The organism is Paenibacillus phyllosphaerae (genome assembly GCF_014192105.1).
Taxonomy (GTDB): domain Bacteria; phylum Bacillota; class Bacilli; order Paenibacillales; family Paenibacillaceae; genus Paenibacillus_Z; species Paenibacillus_Z phyllosphaerae.
In genome coordinates, this window is the sequence record NZ_JACHXK010000006.1 from 165,780 (window position 1) to 188,296 (window position 22,517).

Sequence of the window (22,517 nt, forward strand, 5' to 3'; positions counted from 1 at the left end):
ACATCATCTTTATGCTGCTGCTGATGGTAGTCACCTTATATCCGTTCGTGAATACGCTCGCCGTCTCCCTGAACAACGCGACCGATTCGATCCGAGGCGGCATCTATCTCTGGCCAAGGGAATTCACGCTGCAGAACTACAGCTATGTGTTCAACGAAGCGACCATTCTCGGCGCGACGTTCATCTCGATCATGCGTACGGTGATCGGCACCATCGTAACGGTCTTCTGCTCGGCGATGGTCGCTTACACGATCAGCCGTCCGGACTTCGTGCTGCGCAAGTTCATTACGATCGCCTTTATTCTGACCATGTATTTCAACGGCGGTCTGATCCCGAACTTCCTGTTGATCCGCGACCTTGGCATGATCAACAGCTTCTGGGTCTACATCATTCCCGGCATTATCGGGGTGTTCAATCTGATTATCATCCGCTCGTTCATCGAAGGATTGCCGGAGAGTATTCTTGAGTCGGCCCGGATCGACGGCGCCGGCGACTTTACGACATTCGCCAAGATCGTGCTGCCGCTCTCGCTTCCGGTGCTCGCAACGGTAGCGCTGTTCACGGCAGTCTGGCAGTGGAATTCCTGGTTCGACGTTTTCTTGTACAACTCGTCGGAGATTAAGCTCAGCACGCTTCAATATGAGCTGCAGAAAATTTTGCAGAACTCCAATGCGTCCATGAGCGCCAAGAGCGCGGGGGATGCGTTCGCCAATGCGGATAATGCCAATGCGAACATGGTGACGCCGTTCTCGATTCGCGCAACGATGACGATCGTGGCCAGCGTGCCGATCATTCTGGTGTACCCGTTCCTGCAGAAGTATTTTGTCAAAGGGATGACGGTAGGCGGCGTAAAAGGCTAAGAACAAGGCAAATCATGCAAAGGGGCGTGCAGGAATGCAGCCCCTTTCTTAATCTTGATAGGGAGGCATTTACCATGATGAATCTACCGAAGCTTCGTGAAGCATTTGCTGGCGATTTTTTGATTGGCGCAGCGGTGAACGTGCGCACGATTGAGTCGCAGCAGAAGCTGCTTGCAGATCAATATAACAGTATCACCGCTGAGAATGAAATGAAGTTCGAGCTCGTCCATCCGGATGAGGATCGTTACACGTTCGAGCAAGCGGACCGTATTGCTGCTTTTGCGCGGGAGCATGGGATGAAGCTGCGCGGGCATACGCTGGTGTGGCATAACCAGACGCCGAACTGGGTATTCGAGCAAGGCGATGGCGCAGCTGACCATGATACGCTGCTGGCTCGGATGCGCGGTCACATTCAGACCGTGGTTGGCCGATACAAGTCCGATGTCTACTGCTGGGATGTCGTGAATGAAGTTATTGCGGATGAGGGTCCCGAGCTGTTGCGTTCGAGCAAGTGGCTCGAGATTACCGGAGAGTCATTCATTGCCAAGGCGTTCGAATATGCGCATGAAGCGGACCCGAATGCGCTGCTGTTCTATAATGACTACAACGAGACGAACCCGGCGAAGCGGGAGAAAATCTTCAAGCTCGTGCAATCGCTACTTGCACAGGGGACGCCGATCCATGGGATCGGACTGCAAGGGCACTGGAATCTGTACGGTCCGCCGATCGACGAGATTCGAGAAGCCTTCGAGCGCTATGCATCGCTTGGGCTTAAGCTGCAAATTACGGAGCTCGACCTGTCGATGTTCGCCTTCGATGACCGCAGAACCGATCTTACGGCTCCTACAGCGGAGATGCTGGAGCTGCAAGCTGAGCGGTACGAAGAGATCTTCCGCTTGTTCCGCGAATACCGCGACGTACTGACTTCGGTGACTTTCTGGGGGGCCGCGGACGACTACACCTGGCTGGACTACTTCCCGGTGCGCGAGCGCAAAAACTGGCCGATGCTGTTCGATGCCAACCATCAGCCGAAGGAAGCTTATTGGCGCGTGCTGCGGGCAGCCGGGGCAGAAGGGGAGGTCCGCCCATGAACGGACATGGTTATCAGGCTTGGCTGCAAGTTGAAGGATTGAATCGGATGGAACTGTCCACCGAACTTAAAGGATGCTATGAGAAGCTGCTGTCTCATATTGTTATCACGGATCTGACGCTGACTTCCCATCCGGCTGCTGCGACGGCTGTTGATGAACTGAAGAAGCTCGCGGAAGCGAGATTCGGGATAACGCCAGTCGTAGCGAGCAGTGCTGAGCTGGGAGCAGGCATTCGATTGACCGTATCGGATACGAGCGATTTCAATCCAAACGAAGAAGCGTTACTCGGCGAAGAAGGATATCGGTTATCGGCAACGAGTATCGGTCAAGAAACAGGTCGACTGACCGTGACTGGCGGTTCGCCAGCCGGATTGTTGTATGGGACTTTTCATGTGATCCGTCTATTGCTAGCCGGGGAAGACGTTAGCATGCTTCAGCTCGTCGAACGGCCGGCGAACCCGCTACGGCTCATGAATCAATGGGATAACGCCGACGGCTCGATCGAACGCGGCTATGCGGGCAATTCCATCTTCTATGAGCAAGGCCGGATCCATGCAGATCTGAGCCGCGTGCGGGACTATGCCCGGCTGCTCGCGTCGGTGGGCGTCAACGGCATCTCGATCAATAATGTGAACGTCCACGCCGTCGAGACGACGTTTATCCAACGGCACATGATGCCGGAGATGGCGCGAATCGCAGCTATCTTCAGGGCTTATGCCATCAAGCTGTATTTAAGCGTCAACTTCGCGAGCCCGGTTGAGCTTGGCGAGCTGAGGACAGCTGACCCGCTCGAAAATGATGTTCGCAACTGGTGGGCTGCACGCGCCGAAGAGCTGTATGCCATGTTACCGGATTTCGGCGGCTTCCTCGTCAAGGCCGATTCCGAGCATCGCCCAGGCCCGTTCACTTACGGGCGGGACCATGCCGACGGCGCGAACATGCTCGCGGATGCGCTTGCTCCGCATGGCGGGATCGTCGTCTGGCGCTGCTTCGTTTACAACTGCACGCAGGATTGGCGAGACAGGAGTACGGATCGGGCGAAGGCGGCCTACGACCATTTTACCCCGCTCGATGGGCGATTCCGGGACAATGTCGTGCTGCAGATCAAGAACGGACCGATGGACTTCCAGGTTCGGGAGCCGGTCTCGCCGCTGCTCGGGGCGATGCCCCGCACGAATCAGATCATTGAATTCCAGGCGGCTCAAGAATATACGGGACAGCAGCGGCATCTCTGTTATCTCGTCCCGCAATGGAAGGAAGCCTTGTCGTTCGAAACGTATGCCCAAGGCGAGGGCTCAACCGTAAGTCGTGCCGTCAGTGGACAGCTGCATAACCGGCCGCTTGGCGGTATCGCGAGTGTATCCAATATTGGCGACGATGCTTTCTGGACGGGGCATCCGCTAGCGCAGGCGAACTTATACGGCTATGGCCGACTGGCTTGGAATCCGCAGCTCACCTCCGAGGAGATTGCAGACGAATGGACTAAGCTGACGTTCGGCTCGTCGGAGCAAGCGCGGACCGTAATCCATCAGATGCTGATGAGCTCGTGGCCGATCTACGAAAGTTACACGGCGCCGCTCGGCGTCGGCTGGATGGTGACGCCGCATACGCATTACGGTCCGGACGTCGACGGTTATGAATATTCGCGATGGGGGACCTATCACTTTGCGGACAGGTCGGGAATCGGCGTGAATCGTACGACAGCAAACGGCACCGGCTATACGGCGCAGTATCGCGAGCCTCATCGTTCCGGCTATGAGTCGGTCACAGCATGCCCGGATGAGCTGCTGCTATTCTTCCATCATGTGCCGTACGAGCATCGGCTTCACAGTGGGAAAACGATCATTCAGCATATCTACGATACGCATTTCGAAGGCGCAGAAGCAGCCGCTCAATTGCTCCAAGCGTGGACTGGCCTCGAAGGATTCATCGATTCGGAGACCTATGCCCGCGTGCAATCCCGGCATGAGGAACAGGCTGCACACGCTACTCACTGGCGCGATGTCATCAACACCTACTTCTACCGCAAATCCGGCATAGCGGATGAGCGGGGAAGGAAAATCTATTAACAAACCGGCCTCTCTCGCCATACGGAACGAGAGAGGCCGTTATTTATTTTTCCGTTATAATGGCTCCGCAATACACCTGATACTGATTGCCGCCGAGACTCTTGGACAAATACATGGCAGCATCTGCATGGCGCAGCAGTTCCTCTCTTGTGCGCCCGAGCAGCGGATAGCTGGCCGCCCCAACACTTCCAGACACATGGACCGAATGTTGAGCCAGCTCAAAAGGAGCAGCCAGCTCGGTGACAATGCTCGCAAGCACTTCCTCTAGCCCGCTGTTCGTAACATAACGCAGCATGACCGTAAATTCATCCCCGCTCAATCGCGATACGAGCGCCTGCTGCCCTTTGACAGCTCGGCTAAGCCGCCTGGATACCTCATAGATGAGCCGGTCCCCAATACCATGTCCATAGCGGTCATTCACGGATTTGAAATGATCGACATCGATAAAGATGACGGCAAGCTGTTCGCCAGACGCGGAGGCTGCTTCGACGGCATGATCAAGCTGGCGGATGAACATCCTTCTATTCGGCAATGCGGTCAGCTCATCATGGTTGGCCATATGGTCGGTATGACCGAGTGCCAACTGAAGTTTGGACATGAGCATGCGGTTCTCGTTGATGACCGCAACTTGACGGAGCAGCATGAGCAGCAGGGCGATGAGCACGCCAATGAACAGTTGGTCGCGGTGCAGCTTATATTCGTAGACGAGCAGTCCCACCATGAAGAAAAAGCCGGTATACGGCAGAATGGCCCGCTTAAAATTATACATTTCGCTTTTGTTTCGCCTAAGCTGGGTCGAAGAGCCAGCGGATCTCGACGATGTTTCTCCGCGAGGGCGATCGAAGGAGTACAAGCCCGCAAAACCGATCAGCAAGATGCCGATATCCCAGATCAGGTCCAGCCATCCGCCGGCGATGAAGGTGCCGACCGCCAGTTGGTACATATAGAAGGCATCGGCGACGACGAACATGACCATGCCGGTCAAAATGTAGGCGAGAACCGTCGTTTCGTACCTAGTCACGATCCGATAGCTGTATACCGCATGGAGGATGCAGAATAAGATGCCCAGGTCCGACAACGGATAGATGACATTCGTAATGACGCCGAGCATCGTCATATTCGTCAGCATCAGCTGGATATTCGGAATAATGATGAATTTCAAGCTGAGCGTCACTAGAATGACCATCATAATGACCGAGTCCAACATAAAACGAATGCCTCGGAAATGGTTTTTCTCTTGGAGCAGCAGCAGGACGAGGGCCATGAAAAACATAATCGTCTGCATATTCCACAGCAGGTCCGCCCCATACGTGATCCCGCTGGGTAAATTGAACCAGACGCTAGCGTAATAGATCAGGTTGGCCAAGGAATAACTGGCAGATCCCAGCATAATGAACATCCAGAATTTTCGAAAGTTGCCTTGCTTGTATCGGACGGTTAGGACGTTCAGCGCAACCGCGAATACGGTAGGGATGAAGAGAAGAATCGTCTTGAGGGTGAGATTTGTCGGATATTGCAGCATGAGCAAGATGGTCACGCAGATATAGAGGGTGATAATAACTTGAAGGGGCTTTCTCCATGCTAACAAAGGCATATGCGACTTCCTTCTTGATGACTAAATTATAGGTCTAATTACCCGATATTATAGGTGAGAAATAGACCGATTGTAAATCAATTTCCAATTGGTATTTATTGACGTCCCGAGAAGCTACTTCAATGCGTATTGACAAACGGAGAGAAGGATTATATGGTTTAAGTGCACTAGTGAGATAGTGCACTGGTTCAATGGAGTAAGGGAGGTGGCATATTGCAGCTGGATTTTAACAGCCCCAAACCGATTTATTCGCAAATGGTGGATGAAGTGAAGAAGGCGCTCGCCAGAGGCGAACTGTCGCCAGGGGATAAGATACCTTCGCATAAGGAGCAAGCCCAGATATCCAAGGTCAATCCGAATACGGTGCAGCGGGCTTATCAAGAGATGGAGCGGGAAGGACTGACGGAAACATTGCGGGGACAAGGCACATTCATACGTAAAGATCCGGCGCTGCTCGTCCATATTCGATCCGAGATGGCGCAGGCTGCCGTGCGGCAATTCATAGAGGAGATGCAGGGGCTCGGCATAGAGCCGGAAGAGACCGAGCGCATGCTGCGCCGGCACCTGTACCAAGAGGAGGAGGGGTAATTCGTGCAGACGGACGGCAATCCATACATGATCGAGCTCACCGCTATACATAAACGTTATTTGCTCAAACAGGCGCTCACCGATATTGATCTTCAAATCCGTACAGGTACCATCGTCGGCTTACTGGGCCCGAACGGTAGCGGCAAGTCGACGCTGATGAAGATGATCGCCGGCTTGATCTATCCCACTTCCGGCATGATTCAAGTCGCCGGGAGAACGCCGGACGTGCACAACAAGAAGCATATCGCCTATCTGCCCGAGATTGACCATCTCTACGGCTGGATGACGGTCGCGGAGACGCTGCGCTTCCTCTCCGGTTTCTATAGCGACTGGCAGGCGGACAAAGCTGCGGCATTAATGGAAACGCTCGAGCTTGACGGCAAGCAGAAGATGCGCAATCTATCGAAGGGCATGCGCGCAAGGTTGAAACTGATTACGGCTTTCGCCCGCAATGTCCCGCTCATTCTGCTCGATGAACCGTTCTCCGGCATCGATCCTCCGTCGAGGGCGAAGATTATCCGCTCCATCATCTCGGAGTTTCAGTCCGAGGAACAGACGATTCTGTTATCGACTCACACGGTCAGCGAGTCGGAACCGATGTTCGACGATGTTATTTTTCTGCATCAAGGTCGCGTGAAACTGTTCGATTCCGCAGAGAATCTCCGTTCGACCTACGGATGCTCGCTCGAGAATATATGGGAGAAGGTGTATACGTAGATGGCTTTCCGCAGGTTATATGGGAAGGAATGCAGGAGCATCGCACCGGTGTTCGGCGTATGCGCGCTCATCATCGTTATTCTTCATTTCTTCATTCTCTCCAAAACCAACGTATGGGATGACGACGTCGTCTTCATCACCTCCTTGTTCATGCCTTTCTTGTTCGTCTCCATGCTTGCGGTCGGGACGGGGTACTATCAACTGCATAGTGAATGGCGGACGAACTCAATCTATTTGCTCCTGTCCTTGCCAATCAGGGGATGGGCTGTACTGGTCGCCAAATTGTCGGCGGTCCTTACCGCCTTGATGCTAACGCTGGCTGTTACGGGAATAAGCTTCGCCATCATCCTGCTGCACGCCATCTGGCCGGAATTCAAGGAGAGCGCGGAGATATTCGAATCATTCCCGCTGTTTCTCAACCTGACGGCCAACAGCTTCTGGATCTACACGCTGCTCGTCTGCTTCGTGCTCGTCCTGATCCAGTTCGCTTACCTGTGCGGCCAACTCGTTCATCGGTTCAAATGGCTGGTCGTCACCGGTGCTTTCCTGGCTGCATTAAGGCTGGTTCTCCGCGTAAGTCCGCTTCTATCCCAGCTGCTGCTATGGCTGCCGGACGTCTACTTCGGGGGCGAGAATTACGATGTGTTGTACTTGCATAGCGGCCCGTTCCTGGTGCTGCTGCTCTTCACGATCGTCCTTACATGGCTGAACGGCTATATATTCCAGAAGGTCGTGGAGGTGTGAGGATGACAACGCAGGCCCAAAAAATGCTGCTTATCGCCGTAATCGCCGTTCTCCTCGCCGGTCTTGTCGTAGACATCTCGGTGAGGAAGTTCGAAATCTTCGAGAGCGTCGGAAGGCAGTTCGTGAATGAACAGCGGACGAATGAGTATGAAGACGCGCATCGCGCCATGACGGCGCAATCCGAGCGGCAGCTGAAGTTAGACAGTAAGACGATTACAGGCATCGAACTGTCGCATACGTCCGGCAAGGTCGAAATAAGACGTGCGGCGGGACGAATGATCGAACTGAAGGCCGCGATCACGGCTACGGGCTCCACGCAAGAAGCGGCGGATCTAAAGAGCAAGGCTGTGCAGGTCGAGCAATCGGTGAAGGATGGCAAGCTGACATTCACGTTATCGGCTGACGGCAAACCTGTCGATTCGGTCGCCGTTCAGGTGGATTATGAGCTGCTCCTTCCGGAAGGGCTGAAGCTGCAGGTGAACAGCGAATACGGCATTGTCTCCGTACAAGGCGTGAAGAGCGACATCGAAGCCGTATCCAAGAGCGGCATGCTCGAAATATCGGACACGAGCGGCAAGCTTGACTTGAGTTCGTACTCCGGCAATGTATTGTTGACCCGGATTACAGGCGATATCGATCTGACTACCGACTTCAGCGATGCGATGATCGAGGGGATTACCGGCGATCTGGACTTGAGGACCGTCAATGGTCAGTCGGTCGTTAAGCGCGTCGATGGCGACGTAACGAGCGACTCGAGATACGGTTATGTGAACTTGCATGATATTGCCGGGTCCGCGGCGATGACGTCGCTCGCCACCGATCTGCTGCTCGACGGCGTACGCAGTGATATGCGAGTGAAGGCTGACGATGGAGAAATTACGGTCCTGCTGGCAGCCGAGATCGGTTATGCGCTCTGGCTGGAGACGCAGGACGGCGGCATCATTACGACGCTTGCCGGGAGCGAGCAGACAGAAGGGAATAAGGAACGCATGACAAGCAAGGTTGGCGATGGGTCGCAGCGTGTCGAAGTCCGTGCGGTAGCGGCGAACATTATCGTTCACCATGCTTCGAATGAATAGGCAATCGACCATCTAACTAGGGGGATGAGGTACATGGCTAATGAGCCGATCGTAAGTCTTCGTCAGGTGACGAAGCGCGTGGGCCGCAAGACGCTTATCGACAACTTGACTTTTGAAGTGCCGCAAGGCGAGATCTTCGGGTTCCTCGGTCCGAACGGCGCGGGCAAGACGACGACCATTCGGATGATGGTCGGGTTGATGGCGATCAGCGAAGGCGAGATCAGGATTAAAGGGAAGAACATTAAGACCGAGTTCGAGCAGGCGATCCGCCACGTAGGCGCGATTGTCGAGAATCCGGAGATGTACAAGTTTCTGACCGGCTATCAGAACCTCATTCACTTTGCGAGGATGGTGCCGGGCGTAACGAAGGAACGGATCGATGAGGTCATCGCCTTGGTCAAGCTGGAAGACCGCATTCACGATAAGGTGCGCAAATATTCGCTCGGCATGCGGCAGCGGCTTGGCGTCGCCCAAGCACTGCTCCATCGCCCGTCGCTGCTTATCTTGGACGAACCGACGAACGGCCTCGACCCTGCGGGCATCCGAGAGCTGCGTGATTATTTGCGCCATCTGACGCGAACCGAAGGCATTACGGTTATCGTCTCCAGCCATCTGTTGTCGGAGATGGAGCTGATGTGCGACAGCGTCGCGATCTTGATGCACGGCAAGCTGGTCGACGTGAAACCGATCGGCGATTTCATCGGCGGGAACGAACAGGCGCAGACCTATTTGATCGAAGCGACGCCGGCAGAACAAGCGTTGGGAGAAATCAAAGCGATCGTAGGCGTGCAAGGCGTGGAGATGACCGATGAAGGGTTGCTGGTGACAGCCGTGCGGGATCAGATTCCGGCTATCCTCGCTCATTTGATGCGTCAAGATATTCAGATTTATGGCGTCAGGGCTGTTCGCCAATCGCTGGAAGACAGGTTCTTGCAGATTACTGGAGGTGAGCAGGTTGGTTAATTTGATCCGCAACGAGAATATGAAGCTGTACCGCCGCTGGCGGACATGGGTGATGGTCGGTTTCATGATCGCGGCTGTCTTGGTGGGCAGTTTCGTCGAATGGTATTATGACAGTTCGGACGCCAGCTGGCGTAACGATGTTATCGAGCAGCAGCAGGACATGCAAGCGGTATTGAGCGACCCTGAGCTTGATCCGGAATCGCAGGTCTACTACAAAGATCAGCTTGCGATTATCGATTATCGTCTCACCCATGACATTCGGCCGGAGCCGGGCACGATGTGGGACGGCATCAACGGTTCGGCCTCGCTCTTCATCTTAATTACGTTATTCACGGTCATCGTCGCCGGAGATAGCTTAGCCGGGGAATTCACGGCCGGGACGATCAAGTTGTTGCTCATTCGCCCCGCTAGCCGTCTGAAGATTCTGATTTCCAAGTATCTATCGATGATCCTGTTCGGTTTCGGGCTGCTTATTATCCTCTTCGTCGTCTCGGTGCTCGTGAATGGTCTGCTCTATCAATTCAAGGCGATCGATCTGCCGCTCTTGACCGTGAATGGCGAGGGGGTCGTCGTGGAGAAAAGTATGGTAGCCAATCTGTGGCAGACCTATCTTCTGAACGGCGTATCTACGATTATATTCGTCACGATGGCGTTCATGATCTCATCCGCTTTCCGCAGCAGCGCCATGGCGATCGGAATCTCGATCTTCTCGCTGTTCGCCGGCACGATCGTGCTCGAGCTGCTGCAGCGCTATGAATGGAGCAAGTACTTGCTCTTCGCGAATCTCGATCTGTCCCAGTATTTGAGCGGGCGGCCTTATCAAGATGGCATGACGCTGTCATTCTCCGTTATCGTGCTGGCGTTGTATTTCATTCTCTTCAATCTGGTCTCATGGCTCGTATTCACGCGCAGAGACGTAGCAGCTTAACGTATAGCGCCATTGTTTCTTCTTGAAAAAGCTCCCTTGCGGGGCTTTTTTTGCGTATCCGATGTTATGATATTCCCATATCCGTCGATCCTAATAACACGATTGCAGTCAGAAAGGTGTGAGAGCCGCCCATGCTATTCTCGCCCATCAAGCCGATGCTTCTTACAAGCGGTGAAGAACCGTTCGACGACATCGAATTCCTGTTCGAACCCAAGTGGGACGGCATCCGTTTGCTGCTGCACAAGCAAGGGGATCGGCTAGAGGCTTATACGCGCAGCGGCCGATTGGTGACGGACAAGTTCCCGGAACTGCGCGAAGCAGCCGCCGCCATCGGCGGACATACGGCCGTGCTTGATTGTGAAGGCGTATGTTTGCGCGGGAGCCGCTCGGCGTTCGATGATTTTGCCTATCGGTGCCGGTTAAGCGACGCTATGAAAATCCGATCGGCGCTCACTACGCATCCGGCAACTTTCGTCGTCTTCGATGTGCTGCGCTCGACGATAGAGCATCTGAAGGAACCGTTATTGGAGCGCAAAGCGCGGCTGCAACTTATGCTGACCGTCTCTAACGTGATCGTGCCGTCTGCTTATATCGCAGAGCAAGGCCGGGCGCTCTATGCATGGACGCGGGAGCAGGAGATGGAGGGCATCGTCGCCAAGCGCGCGTCGTCCTGCTACAAGGTGAACACCGTCTCGCAAGATTGGATTAAGATCAAGCATGCCAAGCGCATTGACGCGATCATTCTCGGCTATCGCACGGAGCCCCGGTTCGGGCTTGTTATTGGGCTGCATTTTCGAACGGTCCGCAACAAGCCGGTTGGCATAGTCGAATCGGGGATCAGTGAAGCAGCCAGAAAGGAATTCCTGGCGCTTGCCCATCCCCTGCATACTTCATCGGACGGGCGCACGCAATGGCTGGAACCGTTACTTGTGTGCACCATTCAATATCGGGACCGTTCCGATACGCATCAGCTGGGAGATACGGAGTTCATCGGTTTTCGCTTCGATAAGCGGGTGGAGGACTGTTCCTGGTCGTATTAAGGTTATGGAAGGAGTGAACGTGGGGCCGGCATGGCTGGGTATCGCTGGATCCCGCGTCAGCAGGCACTAGGCGGTTAAGCCCGTTAAGCAAGGAGAAGGCTCGCGGCACGGATGATCAACATCCATGGCTTGCGGGCTATTTTTGCGCACAAGAAACATGCAGGAGTCCTAAATTTAGATGAAATCCATCAAGGGCAAGCAGGAATATAAGAATGCCATGTCGAAAAATGATTCTCAATGTCGAATTTACGAACGGTATCTTATATTCAACACGAGAAGTCACTTCAACCAGATAGGAACGATCCTGATGACAACTCAACACTTACTTAGCAGAATACGCCCTATTCTTGCGGCTATTGTGCTGTATATCTGCGCCTTGTTAACGAACATATACACGCTTCCCCTCGGTTTTGGTCTCCATTATTTATTCGATTCGTTGTTTCTGTATATTGCGCTGCTGCTATTCGGCACGAAGCGGGCGGCACTCCTTACCATTGCCGTGTACATGACCACTATATTTGTGTTCGGGAACAATTTTTTATATTTTCTAGCGATCCTAATGATTTTGTTTACAGGTCTATATCGCAAGATGAAGGTCCCGTATTTGTTGTTAAGCAATTTACTGTTCTGGTTAATTCCCGGATGGATTATTATCGCAGTACCGTTCTACATGGACAGCGGGGAATTGGGCCTCAGCTGGCTCGTCTTCTTGTTCAAATATGTGCTTAATACGTCTTTCAACAGTCTTATCGCAGAGATTATCGTGTTCTATTTGCCGCTGCATCGTCTTGCCGGGATTAAGGGAAGAGAACGGGGCCAGCTTTCGCTTAACCGGCTTGCTTTCCATACCAGCATGCTTATGGTCGTGTGCCCGTTCATGATTTTCATCTTTATCTACAGCATACACAATCGCAACTACGTAACGCAGAACTACGAAATGAAGCTCACGACGATTCATCAGAATTTGCGTCATGATTACATTCAGTGGCAATCGATGGAACCATTGCCGAATGAATTATCGATTCCGACTCCGATGAAACCCGGCATGCAGCGAATGAGTGAACTGCATGGCGTCCGAATTTATATTCTCGACGCCTCTGGGCATATCGTCTACACCACGGACAAAACGGAGCCCGTCGGCCAGCAATGGAGCAAATTGCAAGCAGGGCGTTGGGGGAAGGAAGGGCCGTCCTTTTATATGTGGCAGCCGGCTAAAGGCTCCAAATTGGTCATGACGAATGAATGGAATGAATCGAGTTTCGTCTATAGGGGACCGCTCGGACCGCGTGAACTGCATCTTGTCATCGAGCAGCCGACGGAATCGGGCATGATCGACCAACGGAAGATTCAAGCGTTAACCTATGCGATCGTTATTGCGTTCATTGTACTGTCTGCAGTAGCGAATCTGCTGCTTTCCCGCTACTTGCTCTTCATGCTGTACAAGCTTGCCACGATGACCAAGGGGTTGCCGGAACGGCTAAGACGCGAGAAAAATATTCCTTGGCCGACGTCGCCGTTCGTTGAGATGCGGTGGCTGGTCGCCAACTTCCAGACCATGTCCGGCGAGCTGCTTGCCATGTTCCACGAAACGCAGGTCATGAATGAACGACTGCAGAAACAGACCGAGCAGCTGCATCGACTGGCGCATTATGATATGCTGACGAATCTGCCGAATCGCCTCCATTTTAACGTGGATATGCAGCAATTGCTTAGCGAGCTGAGAGGCGCTGCTGCCAGCAGGGGAATTGCCGTGCTGCTGCTCGACTTGGACCGCTTCAAGCAGGTGAACGATTCGATGGGCCATCACGCGGGCGACCAGCTGCTGCTGGAGGTCGGGCAGCGCTTGACTAACGCATTGCCGGATCAAGGCATCTACCGACTGGGCGGGGATGAGTTCGTTATTATCGTGCGTTTCGATGAAATGGGCGAGGTGGAATCCGCTGCCGGCAATGTGCTCGAGGCGCTGAGCAAGCCGATTTATTTGCATTCGCATGAGATCTTCGTGAAGACGAGCATCGGCATCGCAATCTGCAACGATCCGGCCATGACGATCGATATGGTTCTGAGGCAGGCGGATGCGGCGATGTATCATGCGAAGGAAAAAGGCGGTCATCAGCCGGCCGTCTATACCGCAATGTTAGACCGCAAGTCGCTTGATCGGTTGCAGCTGGAGCATGCGCTTCATCACGCGATCGCCCACAACGAGTTCATGCTGCTGTTCCAGCCGAAGGTAAGCAGCGCGACCGGCGCGATTACCGGCGCTGAGGCGTTGATCCGCTGGAACCATACCGAACGGGGCATCGTGCCGCCGGACCGGTTCATCCCGGTTGCGGAAGAAACCGGACAGATCGTGCCGATCGGCGAGTGGGTGCTGGAGCAAGCATTCTTGGCCATGGATCAGCTGCATAAGCTGGGTTATCCTGAACTTACGATCGCGGTCAATTTGTCCCCGCGGCAGTTGGAGGAACCTGACTTGATCGAGAAACTGAAGGCGATGCTTGAGAAGACGGGATTCCCGCCGGAGAAGCTGGAGCTGGAGATTACGGAGGCGTTCCTGATCCGGGACGAGGACCAAGCGATGCAAAGGCTCACGACGATTAAGGATATGGGCATCAGTATCGCCATTGATGACTTCGGGACAGGCTATTCGTCCTTCGGGCAGCTGCACCGGGTGCTCCCGGACCGCATTAAGATCGACAAGTCGTTCGTATCGCCGATGAGCACGGATGCCGGCAAGGCGGCCATCGTCCAGTCGATGATCCAGATGGCGCACAGCCTGTCGCTCGGGGTTGTGGCAGAGGGGATCGAGACGGAAGAGGAGATGAAACTGCTGCAGCAGATGGGGTGCGAAGAGATGCAGGGCTACCTGTTCAGCAGACCCGTTCCGCTGGACGACTTCGCGAAGCAACTGACCGTTCGCAATGGCAAGCGCGACTAGAGAAAGTGACAGAAGCACCATTTCCTCAATCGGGGAATGGTGCTTCTTGGCGTTGTTGCGGCAGATTGCCGTTCGGTGATGAAGCGCCCCGGTAAGCACGCGGCGTAACGCCGGTCTTCCGCTTGAACAGCTGGTGAAAATATTTCATGTCCGCGTATCCGATTTGAGCGGCGACGTCCGATACGGACAGCCGGCTTGCGGCCAGCAGACGGCATGCTTCTTCCATGCGGGCATTCTGAACATAAGCGGTGAAGCTCATGCCGGTCTGCTTGCGGAACAACCGGCTGAATTGCCGTTCGCTCAAACTGGCTTGCGCGGCAATATCAGGCAGGCGCAGTTCCGTGGCATAATGGCGGTCGATATAAGCAATCGACTCTTCAAGCGACAGCAAGCTCGGCGGAGAAGCGCCATCAGCTACTCGTTGATGTCCGCGTTGCCGGTGCAGTCCGGTAACGATGCGTACAAGAAGAGCGGTGATAATGGCAAGGAAGCCTTCGGTACGCCTGCTATATTCGCGGAACAGTTCACGGAAGAGCGCGTGGAATTCTCCACGCGTATCTTTCACCTCGAAGAATTGCAGACTTTGAGCCGCGTACTGGGCAGCGATCGCTTGGAAGGACGGAATCGAAGCGCCAAGCTCGGTGAGATACGCCGTCTTGAACAAACAGTTGTAGACGATCAACGGCCGGTCCTTCTTCGTCGTCCGCGGCCGAAAGACATGGCTACGTCCTTCGGGGATATACCAGATGGCCCCTTGCTGGACGGGAACGGCTTCGCCATCGATATAGTGCATGCCTTCGCCTTCGCTGACGTACGTGATTTCAATGAAATCGTGCGCATGCTCCCTAAGGTCAAACGATTCATAGGCCCGATTGACGAAGATGGGCATATCCGCTTCGAATAAATCATGACCGGTCATGATCATCGGGGGACGCTTCATGTTCATCCAGTCCTCCTTTCCCATTCGGATGAATTCCTACTGATACTGTACGAAATCGCTTTCTTTATGTCTAGATCCACCTATAATAATGTCCGAATCACCCGCCAAACGAATGAGCGTCTGCTTCTACAATAAGAGTAGAGAACGCCGAAATGCGCTTATCTCGTACATGTCCGAACAGGGGGATTGCATGATGAACCAACCGGAACTTGCCATGAAACAGATTCGGTGCGAATACGAACAAAATCCGATCGGTCTCGGCTGCGGCAAGCCGCGATTCAGCTGGAAGCTGGATTCCGATGCGCCTTACGTGCTGCAGACCGCTTATCAGATTCAGCTGGCGGCATCAGCCGCGGCGCTGGAGGAGGATCGTTTGCTCTGGGATACGGGGCGGATCGATTCCGAACAGTCGATATTGGCGGAATACGAAGGACCTGAACTGCAATCGGGGCAGCGCTACTACTATCGCATTCGCATCTGGGACAACAAGGGGCGTGAGTCCAAGTGGAGCGAGACGGCTTACTTTGAGATGGGGCTGCTAGCCATCTCGGATTGGCAAGCTTCCTGGATTACGCCGGACCCCAATGCCATTGATCCGGATTCGGAAGAGGCGTTCATGCTGCACAAAGCATTCCCGGTCGCATCGGCCGTTGCCAAGGCGACCATATACGCGACGAGCCTAGGTTTCTATGAACTTGAGCTCAATGGCGAGCGTGTAGGGGACTTGCAATACGCGCCGGGATGGACCAGCTACCGCCACCGTCTGCAGGTGCAAGCCTATGAAGTCACGCGGCAGCTGCGAGCGGGGGAGAAGAACGCGATCGGCGCGATGCTGGCGAACGGCTGGTATAAGGGGAATATCGGTTTCAACAATCAGGTAAAGGTCTACGGAGATACGAGAGCGCTCCTGCTCCAGCTGCATATCGAATATACGGACGGATCGAGCGAGATTCTGGCGAGTGACGATACGTGGCAGGCAGCTAAGGGACCGATTCAGATGGCCGAAATCTATCATGGCGAGCGGTACGATGCGAGACTCGAACTGAGCGGTTGGAGCCAGGGGGATTTCGATTCCAGTAGTTGGAAGGACACTGCGATCTTGCAGCATCCGTTCGATATGCTGGTCATGCAGGAGAATGAACCTGTACGCATCACGGAGCGGATCGCGCCGATCGAATTGCTGCAGACGCCAGCGGGCGATACCGTGATCGACATGGGGCAGAATATGGTAGGGCGGCTTCATCTTCGCCTCGATCTTCCGGCAGGAACGGTCATTAAGCTGGAACACGCTGAGGTACTCGATCGAGAAGGCAACTTCTATACCGGCAATCTGCGAAGCGCCAAACAGACGGTGGAATATATATGCCGCGGCGGCGGGGAGAGCTATGAACCCCGGTTCTCGTTCCAAGGCTTCCGTTATGTAAGGGTAAGCGGATGGCCGCAAGATACGCCGCTGGCGCTTGACCGTTTCACCGGCCATGTCATTCACTCGGATATGCCGACGACGGGATCGTTCGAATGCTCGCATCCGTTGCTGAACAAGCTGCAGGAGAATATCGTCTGGGGTCAGCGCGGCAATTTCCTCGACATACCGACCGATTGCCCGCAACGGGATGAGCGGCTTGGGTGGACCGGCGATGCGCAGGTGTTCATCCGAACGGCTGCTTTTAATTACGGCGTTGCGCCTTTCTTTGCCAAATGGCTGCGGGATCTGAAAGCCGATCAACGCGAGGACGGGGGAGTTCCGTTCGTGGTGCCGCATATACTGGACGATAATTCCTTCTCCTCTGCGGCATGGGGCGATGCTGCCGTTATTTGTCCATGGGTGGTGTATCAATGCTACGGCGACAAGCGCGTGCTCGAAGAGCAGTATGGGAGCATGAAGGGTTGGGTCGACTATATTCGCGAGCAGGGATCAGACCCGTACCTATGGAATACGGGATTCCACTTCGGCGATTGGCTCGGTCTGGACGCGAAGGACGGCAGCTATATCGGGGCAACGCCGAGAGATTTGATCGCGACGTGCTTCTACGCGTATTCGACCGGCCTGTTCGTGAAGACGGCCGAGGTGCTCGGGCGTACGAACGATGCGGCGGAATACGGGGAGCTGTATCGTAATATCGTCGCCGCCTTCACGCGCGAATTCCTGACGCCGAGCGGACGGCTTGCCGCGCATACCCAGACCGGTCAAGTGCTCCCGCTCATGTTCGGTCTCGTCGAAGGCGATGTCCGTGAGCGACTGGCGCGCACGCTCGCCGAATATGTGGAAGAACAGAAGAATCATTTGACGACAGGTTTCGTCGGGACGCCGTATCTGACTCATGTGCTGACGGAGAATGGCTTGCATGATATCGCCGTGAAACTGGTGCAGCAGGAAGAATACCCGTCGTGGCTGTACTCGGTCCGCCAAGGGGCGACGACGATCTGGGAGCATTGGGACGGAATCAAGCCGGATGGCTCATTCTGGAGCGACGATATGAACTCTTACAATCACTATGCCTATGGCGCGGTAGGCGATTGGCTGTACCGGGCCGTTGCGGGTCTGGACATGGATGAAGCGCAGCCCGCCTATAAGCGTATTCTATTCCGTCCGCGTCCGGACTCCCAGCTCGAATTCGCCAAGGCCTCCTACGAGTCGGTGTATGGCACGATACGCAGCGAATGGCGCAAGGAGAAGGACGGCTCGGTTCACTATGAATTCGAAGTGCCGCCGAACACGACCGCAACCGCTATACTGCGCGGCGCTGCGCTTACTGGCGTGAAGCTGGCACAGCAGTCCGGCAGATTAACCGTTGACGCAGGGTCCGGCGTATTGTCGGCTACGGAGCAAGAGGGTGGAGTGATCTTGGCACTAGGGTCCGGCCGCTATTCCTTCCAGGTTGATGCCGCAACTGCCGAACTTGTCGATACGCCTACTGCTTAGCTGAAGAAGAATGTGCATGCACGATCGGTTGATAAGCCTATGCGAATGCCGCATAGGCTATTCGCATGAAGTTACTGTACGAATTGCCAGTCGAACCAGATTTGTTGACAAAAATTAAGTAACTCACTAATATTAAAATGTTGTCGGTTATGCCGTTCTTGTCCGCTAGCAGGGAGAGAAATACCGGTTCGCGATCTGACGCATGATCGGTTATACTCTTACTCGTAGCAGATTCGCGCAAGATGCATATGGAGGCCCGCAAATGACGTTTAATTCTATTATTGATGTAGCAATCGTACTCTTGATTATTTGGCTGCTCTACTTGCAGTTCGGACCGGTTCGAGGACTTAAGACGCTCGGCGAAGAGGCGTTCCGGGAATCGCTTGCCTCATCCGGCGACGCTGTGCTTATTGATGTCCGCGAAGCGCATGAATTCAAGGACGGCTATATTCCGGGTGCCAAGAACATTCCGCTGTCTGCGCTCAATAAGCGGCTGGATGAGATACCGGAAGATCGCAGCGTCTATCTGTACTGCAGGAGCGGCGCGAGAAGCAAGCGTGCAGCGCGGGTTCTCCGAAGCAAAGGCTACGCTAGGCTTACCCATCTGAAGGGTGGCATTGGCGGATGGCGCGGTAAACTCAGTAAGTGGTAGCAACAAGTCGCAAGTCCAATCCGATCGAACGGAAGGAGAAGCGTTCATGATGAATTTAATTGTAGGTTTGCTGGCGTTATGGCTCGTCGTATGGGCCTATCGCAGATTCGTACCGGTTCGGGGGTTGCGTCAGATCGGGTATGAGGAGCTTAACAGCATGGCCTCACCCTCCGCAGGGGACGTTCAATTGCTAGATGTCAGGGACTATCTGGAATTCGAGCAAGGACATCATCATGCTGCGGTTAACTTGTCGCTGGGACGTCTCAGCACCTTTTGGAAGCGGCATTTGGTCAGCAGCCGTCCGCTCGTGGTGATCGGGGCGAACCGCACGGAAGTCTACGCGGCTTCGCGTTTCTTGCGCAAGAAAGGGTTCCGGTCGATTTCCTTTGCCTACTATGGTCGGGAAGCCCGCAACCATGAAGTTTGTCCATCATGCTGCGTCTGCTAATTTACGTTAGCGGCTCAGCTGGAATAAGAGAATCAAGCAGCGAGCGCGCCTATGGTGTGTTCGCTTTTTTTATTGTGCAAGGCGGCGGTATCTGGCGCGGTCTTGGTAAATTTGTCATCATTCTGCCTTGAAATCGATATCAATCGTGTGAGACAATGCGGGTGGTAACCGATACATACAAGCCTATAGGGAGGACTTTCATCATGCGTACAATAAAGCTGGGCACCAGCAATCTCGATGTGCCGGTAATCGCCGTCGGCTGCATGCGGATTAACGGACTAGAACGGGCGGAGGCGGAACGGTTCGTCCGCGGTTCGATGGAAGCGGGCGCGAATTTCTTCGATCATGCCGATATTTATGGCGGAGGCGCGTGCGAAGAGATTTTCGCGGACGCGATCAACATGAACGCGGATATCCGCGAGAAGATGATTCTACAGTCCAAATGCGGCATTCGTACGGGCATGTTCGATTTCTCGAAAGAGCATATTCTCGATTCCGTGGACGGCATTCTGAAGCGTCTGAAGACGGATTATCTCGATATTCTGCTGCTCCACCGTCCGGATACGCTGGTCGAACCGGAAGAGGTAGCGGAAGCGTTCGATCTGCTGGAGCGATCGGGCAAGGTCCGCCACTTCGGCGTATCTAACCAGAATCCGATGCAAATCCAGCTGCTCAAAAAATACGTAAAGCAGCCGCTCGTCGCCAACCAGCTCCAACTGAGCATTACGAACGCGACGATGATCACCCAAGGCTTCAACGTCAACATGGCGAATGAATCGGCAGTGAACCGCGATGGCAGCATTCTCGATTTCTGTCGCTTGCACGATATTACGATTCAGCCATGGTCGCCATTCCAGTACGGCTTCTTCGAAGGCGTGTTCCTCGGTAGCGACAAGTTCCCGGAGCTTAATCAGAAAATCGACGAGATTGCGGCCAAATATGACGTCAGCAATACTACGATCGCGATGGCTTGGCTGCTCCGCCATCCGGCGCGCATGCAGCCGGTGACCGGAACGATGAGCCTGGAGCGTCTGCTCGAATGCGCCAAGGCAAGCGAGATCACGCTCACTCGCCAAGAATGGTACGAGATCTTCCGCGCGGCGGGCAATGTGCTGCCTTAACCTTTGAAGGAATGCGGGGAAGTCGTATATTTCCACAACCGAATGCGAATCGTAACTGGGGCGGATTGTTACAGCCGCATGCGATGAAGCGAAGGAGGAAATAACGATGACATCCAGTAGAAACCATCAAGAGGCGACTGGCCTCGGACAAGCCGAAGAGCAGTTGAATCAGCAAGCTCAGGCCGCTGCCGAGATCCAAGGCTTGAACAAGGTCGACAAGGAGATTCAAGCGGCGAGCCAAGAGCATGCGACCGAATTGGACGACATTATCGAAAAATACACCACGTAATGCATAAGCAGGAGCTGCAGCTGATGACCGGTTGCAGCTTTTGTTCATTATTCGTAGGTGCGCGTTCTCCCTGATAGGAAATTGCACAAGGCTTTTCTACATGGACGCGCCGTGGTATCGTATAGAAGCAGCGTGCTCTTCTTTTTTCATACTCCTGGAGGTGGTTTTGTGAAAGCGCTTTTTATTGGAGGAACGGGAACGATCAGTGCAGCAATAACGAGGCAGCTGGCCGAGGCCGGTCATGAGCTCTATCTGCTCAACCGGGGGAACAAGAATGCGGGACTTCCCGCGAACGTGAAAATCATTCAAGCGGATATTAACGATGAAGCGCAGGTCGCCAGTTTGATCGAGGGGCACAACTTCGATGTCGTGGCCGACTTCATCGCTTTCGAACCGGCGCAGCTGGAGCGGGATTACCGCTTGTTCCAAGGCCGCACGAAACAATTCATGTTCATCAGCTCGGCATCTGCTTATCAGACGCCGTTATCGGACTACAGGATTACGGAAGGGACGCCTTTATCCAATCCGTACTGGGGTTATTCGAGAAACAAAATCGCTTGCGAAGAATATCTGATCCGCCAATACCGCGATAACGGCTTCCCGATCACGATCGTCAGACCAAGCCATACCTATGACGAACGCTCCATCCCGCTCGGCGTTCATGGCAACAAGGGGACGTGGCAGGTAGCGCGGCGGATGCTGGCCAATAAGCCGGTTATCATTCATGGTGATGGCACGTCCTTGTGGACGATGACGCACAACCGGGATTTCGCCAAAGGGTTCATCGGCCTGATGGGCAATATCCATGCGATCGGGGAGTCCGTACATATTACGTCCGACGAGTCGGTCACGTGGAATCAAATCTACGAGATTATTGCCGATGCGCTTGGCGTGAAGCTTCAAGCGGTATATGTCGCATCCGAATTCCTCGCTGCTTGCAGCACGCAGGATTACCGGGGCGGATTGCTCGGGGACAAAGCGAATTCGGTCGTATTCGATAATTCGAAGCTGAAGCGTCTCGTTCCTGAGTTTGTCGCGACGACAAGGCTTGACCAAGGGATCAAAGAAACGATCCAACATATTCTGGCCCATCCCGAGCTCCAGACCGAAGATCCGGAATTCGACCAATGGTGCGACAAAGTGATCGAGAGCCTGCAATCGGCCCTTCGCGCAATCTCGTCTTAATTAGTGTGCCTTCAGGCGCGCAATCCATTCCATGTGAATAGCAACCAGCCCGGATCGCGGCAAGCGGTCCGGGCTGGTGTTGTTTCATGCCAGTGTCAGAACGGATCTTGCGATCCTAGTTCATCTTGTCGTTCAATACAGATCCTGCCGCTGCTGTTGCTGCTCTTTGCGATGCTCGACCAGATCAATCGCGCCGAGAACGATGTGAGCCGCTCCGAAGCCCAGAATGGCGGTTGCAAGTTGACGATTGCGGCTTTTACCGAGCATGGCTGCACCAGTTGCCGTAACCGCCGTGCCTAGAACGGTAGGAATAAGTCCTTCTCTCATCGTGTTCTTAGCCCCTCTCGT

20 protein-coding genes are annotated in these 22,517 nt (G+C 54.2%); 17 read left to right on the top strand and 3 right to left on the bottom strand.

The window, feature by feature from the left end:
* The first annotated feature begins 11 nt into the window (after positions 1–11).
* The 3 genes from FHS18_RS15350 to FHS18_RS15360 all read left to right on the top strand — a co-directional run bounded on the left by FHS18_RS15350 (position 12) and on the right by FHS18_RS15360 (position 4,020).
* The gene (locus FHS18_RS15350) at positions 12–860 is read left to right on the top strand and encodes a carbohydrate ABC transporter permease (protein WP_246427695.1); all 849 of its coding nucleotides are present in this window, start codon (positions 12–14) and stop codon (positions 858–860) included.
* Positions 861–934: 74 nt separating this feature from the next.
* Positions 935–1,951 (top strand): endo-1,4-beta-xylanase, encoded by a 1,017-nt coding sequence (locus FHS18_RS15355; RefSeq protein WP_183600949.1) that lies wholly within the window; start codon positions 935–937, stop codon positions 1,949–1,951.
* Positions 1,948–4,020 (top strand): alpha-glucuronidase family glycosyl hydrolase, encoded by a 2,073-nt coding sequence (locus FHS18_RS15360; RefSeq protein WP_183600950.1) that lies wholly within the window; start codon positions 1,948–1,950, stop codon positions 4,018–4,020. The genes FHS18_RS15355 and FHS18_RS15360 overlap by 4 nt, the downstream gene beginning before the upstream one ends.
* Before the next feature lie 43 nt (positions 4,021–4,063).
* Here FHS18_RS15360 and FHS18_RS15365 read toward each other — a convergent pair whose 3' ends face one another.
* Positions 4,064–5,614, bottom strand: coding sequence for a GGDEF domain-containing protein (locus FHS18_RS15365; RefSeq protein WP_183600951.1), 1,551 nt, complete (start codon positions 5,612–5,614; stop codon positions 4,064–4,066).
* Positions 5,615–5,827: 213 nt separating this feature from the next.
* Here FHS18_RS15365 and FHS18_RS15370 point away from each other — a divergent pair, with 213 nt between their 5' ends.
* From FHS18_RS15370 to FHS18_RS15405, 8 genes are all read left to right on the top strand, one after another.
* Positions 5,828–6,202, top strand: a complete 375-nt coding sequence (locus FHS18_RS15370) for a GntR family transcriptional regulator (protein WP_246427672.1) — start codon at positions 5,828–5,830, stop codon at positions 6,200–6,202.
* A 3-nt stretch (positions 6,203–6,205) separates the two neighbouring features.
* Entirely contained in the window at positions 6,206–6,919 is a 714-nt protein-coding gene (locus FHS18_RS15375) for an ATP-binding cassette domain-containing protein (protein WP_183600952.1), read from the top strand.
* Positions 6,920–7,663 (top strand): hypothetical protein, encoded by a 744-nt coding sequence (locus tag FHS18_RS15380; RefSeq protein WP_183600953.1) that lies wholly within the window; start codon positions 6,920–6,922, stop codon positions 7,661–7,663. It abuts the gene before it with no gap.
* Between the two features lie 2 nt (positions 7,664–7,665).
* Positions 7,666–8,742 carry a DUF4097 family beta strand repeat-containing protein gene (locus tag FHS18_RS15385; RefSeq protein ID WP_183600954.1) on the top strand — a complete coding sequence of 359 codons (1,077 nt, stop codon included), beginning with the start codon at positions 7,666–7,668 and terminating at the stop codon, positions 8,740–8,742.
* Positions 8,743–8,775: 33 nt separating this feature from the next.
* Entirely contained in the window at positions 8,776–9,705 is a 930-nt protein-coding gene (locus tag FHS18_RS15390; RefSeq protein ID WP_183600955.1) for an ABC transporter ATP-binding protein, read from the top strand.
* Positions 9,698–10,633, top strand: a complete 936-nt coding sequence (locus FHS18_RS15395; RefSeq protein WP_183600956.1) for an ABC transporter permease — start codon at positions 9,698–9,700, stop codon at positions 10,631–10,633. The genes FHS18_RS15390 and FHS18_RS15395 overlap by 8 nt, the downstream gene beginning before the upstream one ends.
* 131 nt (positions 10,634–10,764) lie before the next feature.
* Entirely contained in the window at positions 10,765–11,673 is a 909-nt protein-coding gene (locus FHS18_RS15400) for an ATP-dependent DNA ligase (RefSeq protein WP_183600957.1), read from the top strand.
* 307 nt (positions 11,674–11,980) lie between these two features.
* Positions 11,981–14,611 carry a putative bifunctional diguanylate cyclase/phosphodiesterase gene (locus FHS18_RS15405; protein ID WP_221401338.1) on the top strand — a complete coding sequence of 877 codons (2,631 nt, stop codon included), beginning with the start codon at positions 11,981–11,983 and terminating at the stop codon, positions 14,609–14,611.
* 25 nt (positions 14,612–14,636) lie between these two features.
* On the opposite strand, the gene FHS18_RS15410 is transcribed toward FHS18_RS15405, so the two are convergent.
* A complete protein-coding gene (locus FHS18_RS15410) occupies positions 14,637–15,557 on the bottom strand; it encodes an AraC family transcriptional regulator (protein ID WP_183600959.1) in 921 nt (306 codons plus the stop codon).
* A 184-nt stretch (positions 15,558–15,741) separates the two neighbouring features.
* On the opposite strand from FHS18_RS15410, the gene FHS18_RS15415 reads away from it, so the two are divergent.
* The 6 genes from FHS18_RS15415 to FHS18_RS15440 all read left to right on the top strand — a co-directional run bounded on the left by FHS18_RS15415 (position 15,742) and on the right by FHS18_RS15440 (position 22,169).
* Positions 15,742–18,474, top strand: a complete 2,733-nt coding sequence (locus tag FHS18_RS15415; protein WP_343060544.1) for a glycoside hydrolase family 78 protein — start codon at positions 15,742–15,744, stop codon at positions 18,472–18,474.
* 262 nt (positions 18,475–18,736) lie between these two features.
* Positions 18,737–19,126 carry a rhodanese-like domain-containing protein gene (locus FHS18_RS15420; protein ID WP_183600960.1) on the top strand — a complete coding sequence of 130 codons (390 nt, stop codon included), beginning with the start codon at positions 18,737–18,739 and terminating at the stop codon, positions 19,124–19,126.
* Positions 19,127–19,172: 46 nt separating this feature from the next.
* Positions 19,173–19,574: a rhodanese-like domain-containing protein gene (locus FHS18_RS15425; RefSeq protein WP_183600961.1), complete on the top strand. Its 402-nt coding sequence runs from the start codon at positions 19,173–19,175 to the stop codon at positions 19,572–19,574.
* Positions 19,575–19,777: 203 nt separating this feature from the next.
* The gene (locus FHS18_RS15430; RefSeq protein WP_183600962.1) at positions 19,778–20,695 is read left to right on the top strand and encodes an aldo/keto reductase; all 918 of its coding nucleotides are present in this window, start codon (positions 19,778–19,780) and stop codon (positions 20,693–20,695) included.
* Between the two features lie 106 nt (positions 20,696–20,801).
* The gene (locus tag FHS18_RS15435; RefSeq protein ID WP_183600963.1) at positions 20,802–20,984 is read left to right on the top strand and encodes a hypothetical protein; all 183 of its coding nucleotides are present in this window, start codon (positions 20,802–20,804) and stop codon (positions 20,982–20,984) included.
* Positions 20,985–21,152: 168 nt separating this feature from the next.
* Positions 21,153–22,169, top strand: a complete 1,017-nt coding sequence (locus FHS18_RS15440) for an NAD-dependent epimerase/dehydratase family protein (protein ID WP_183600964.1) — start codon at positions 21,153–21,155, stop codon at positions 22,167–22,169.
* Positions 22,170–22,301: 132 nt separating this feature from the next.
* Here the strand turns inward: FHS18_RS15440 and FHS18_RS15445 are convergent, their stop codons facing one another.
* The gene (locus FHS18_RS15445; RefSeq protein WP_183600965.1) at positions 22,302–22,496 is read right to left on the bottom strand and encodes an asparagine synthase; all 195 of its coding nucleotides are present in this window, start codon (positions 22,494–22,496) and stop codon (positions 22,302–22,304) included.
* Positions 22,497–22,517 lie beyond the last annotated feature (21 nt).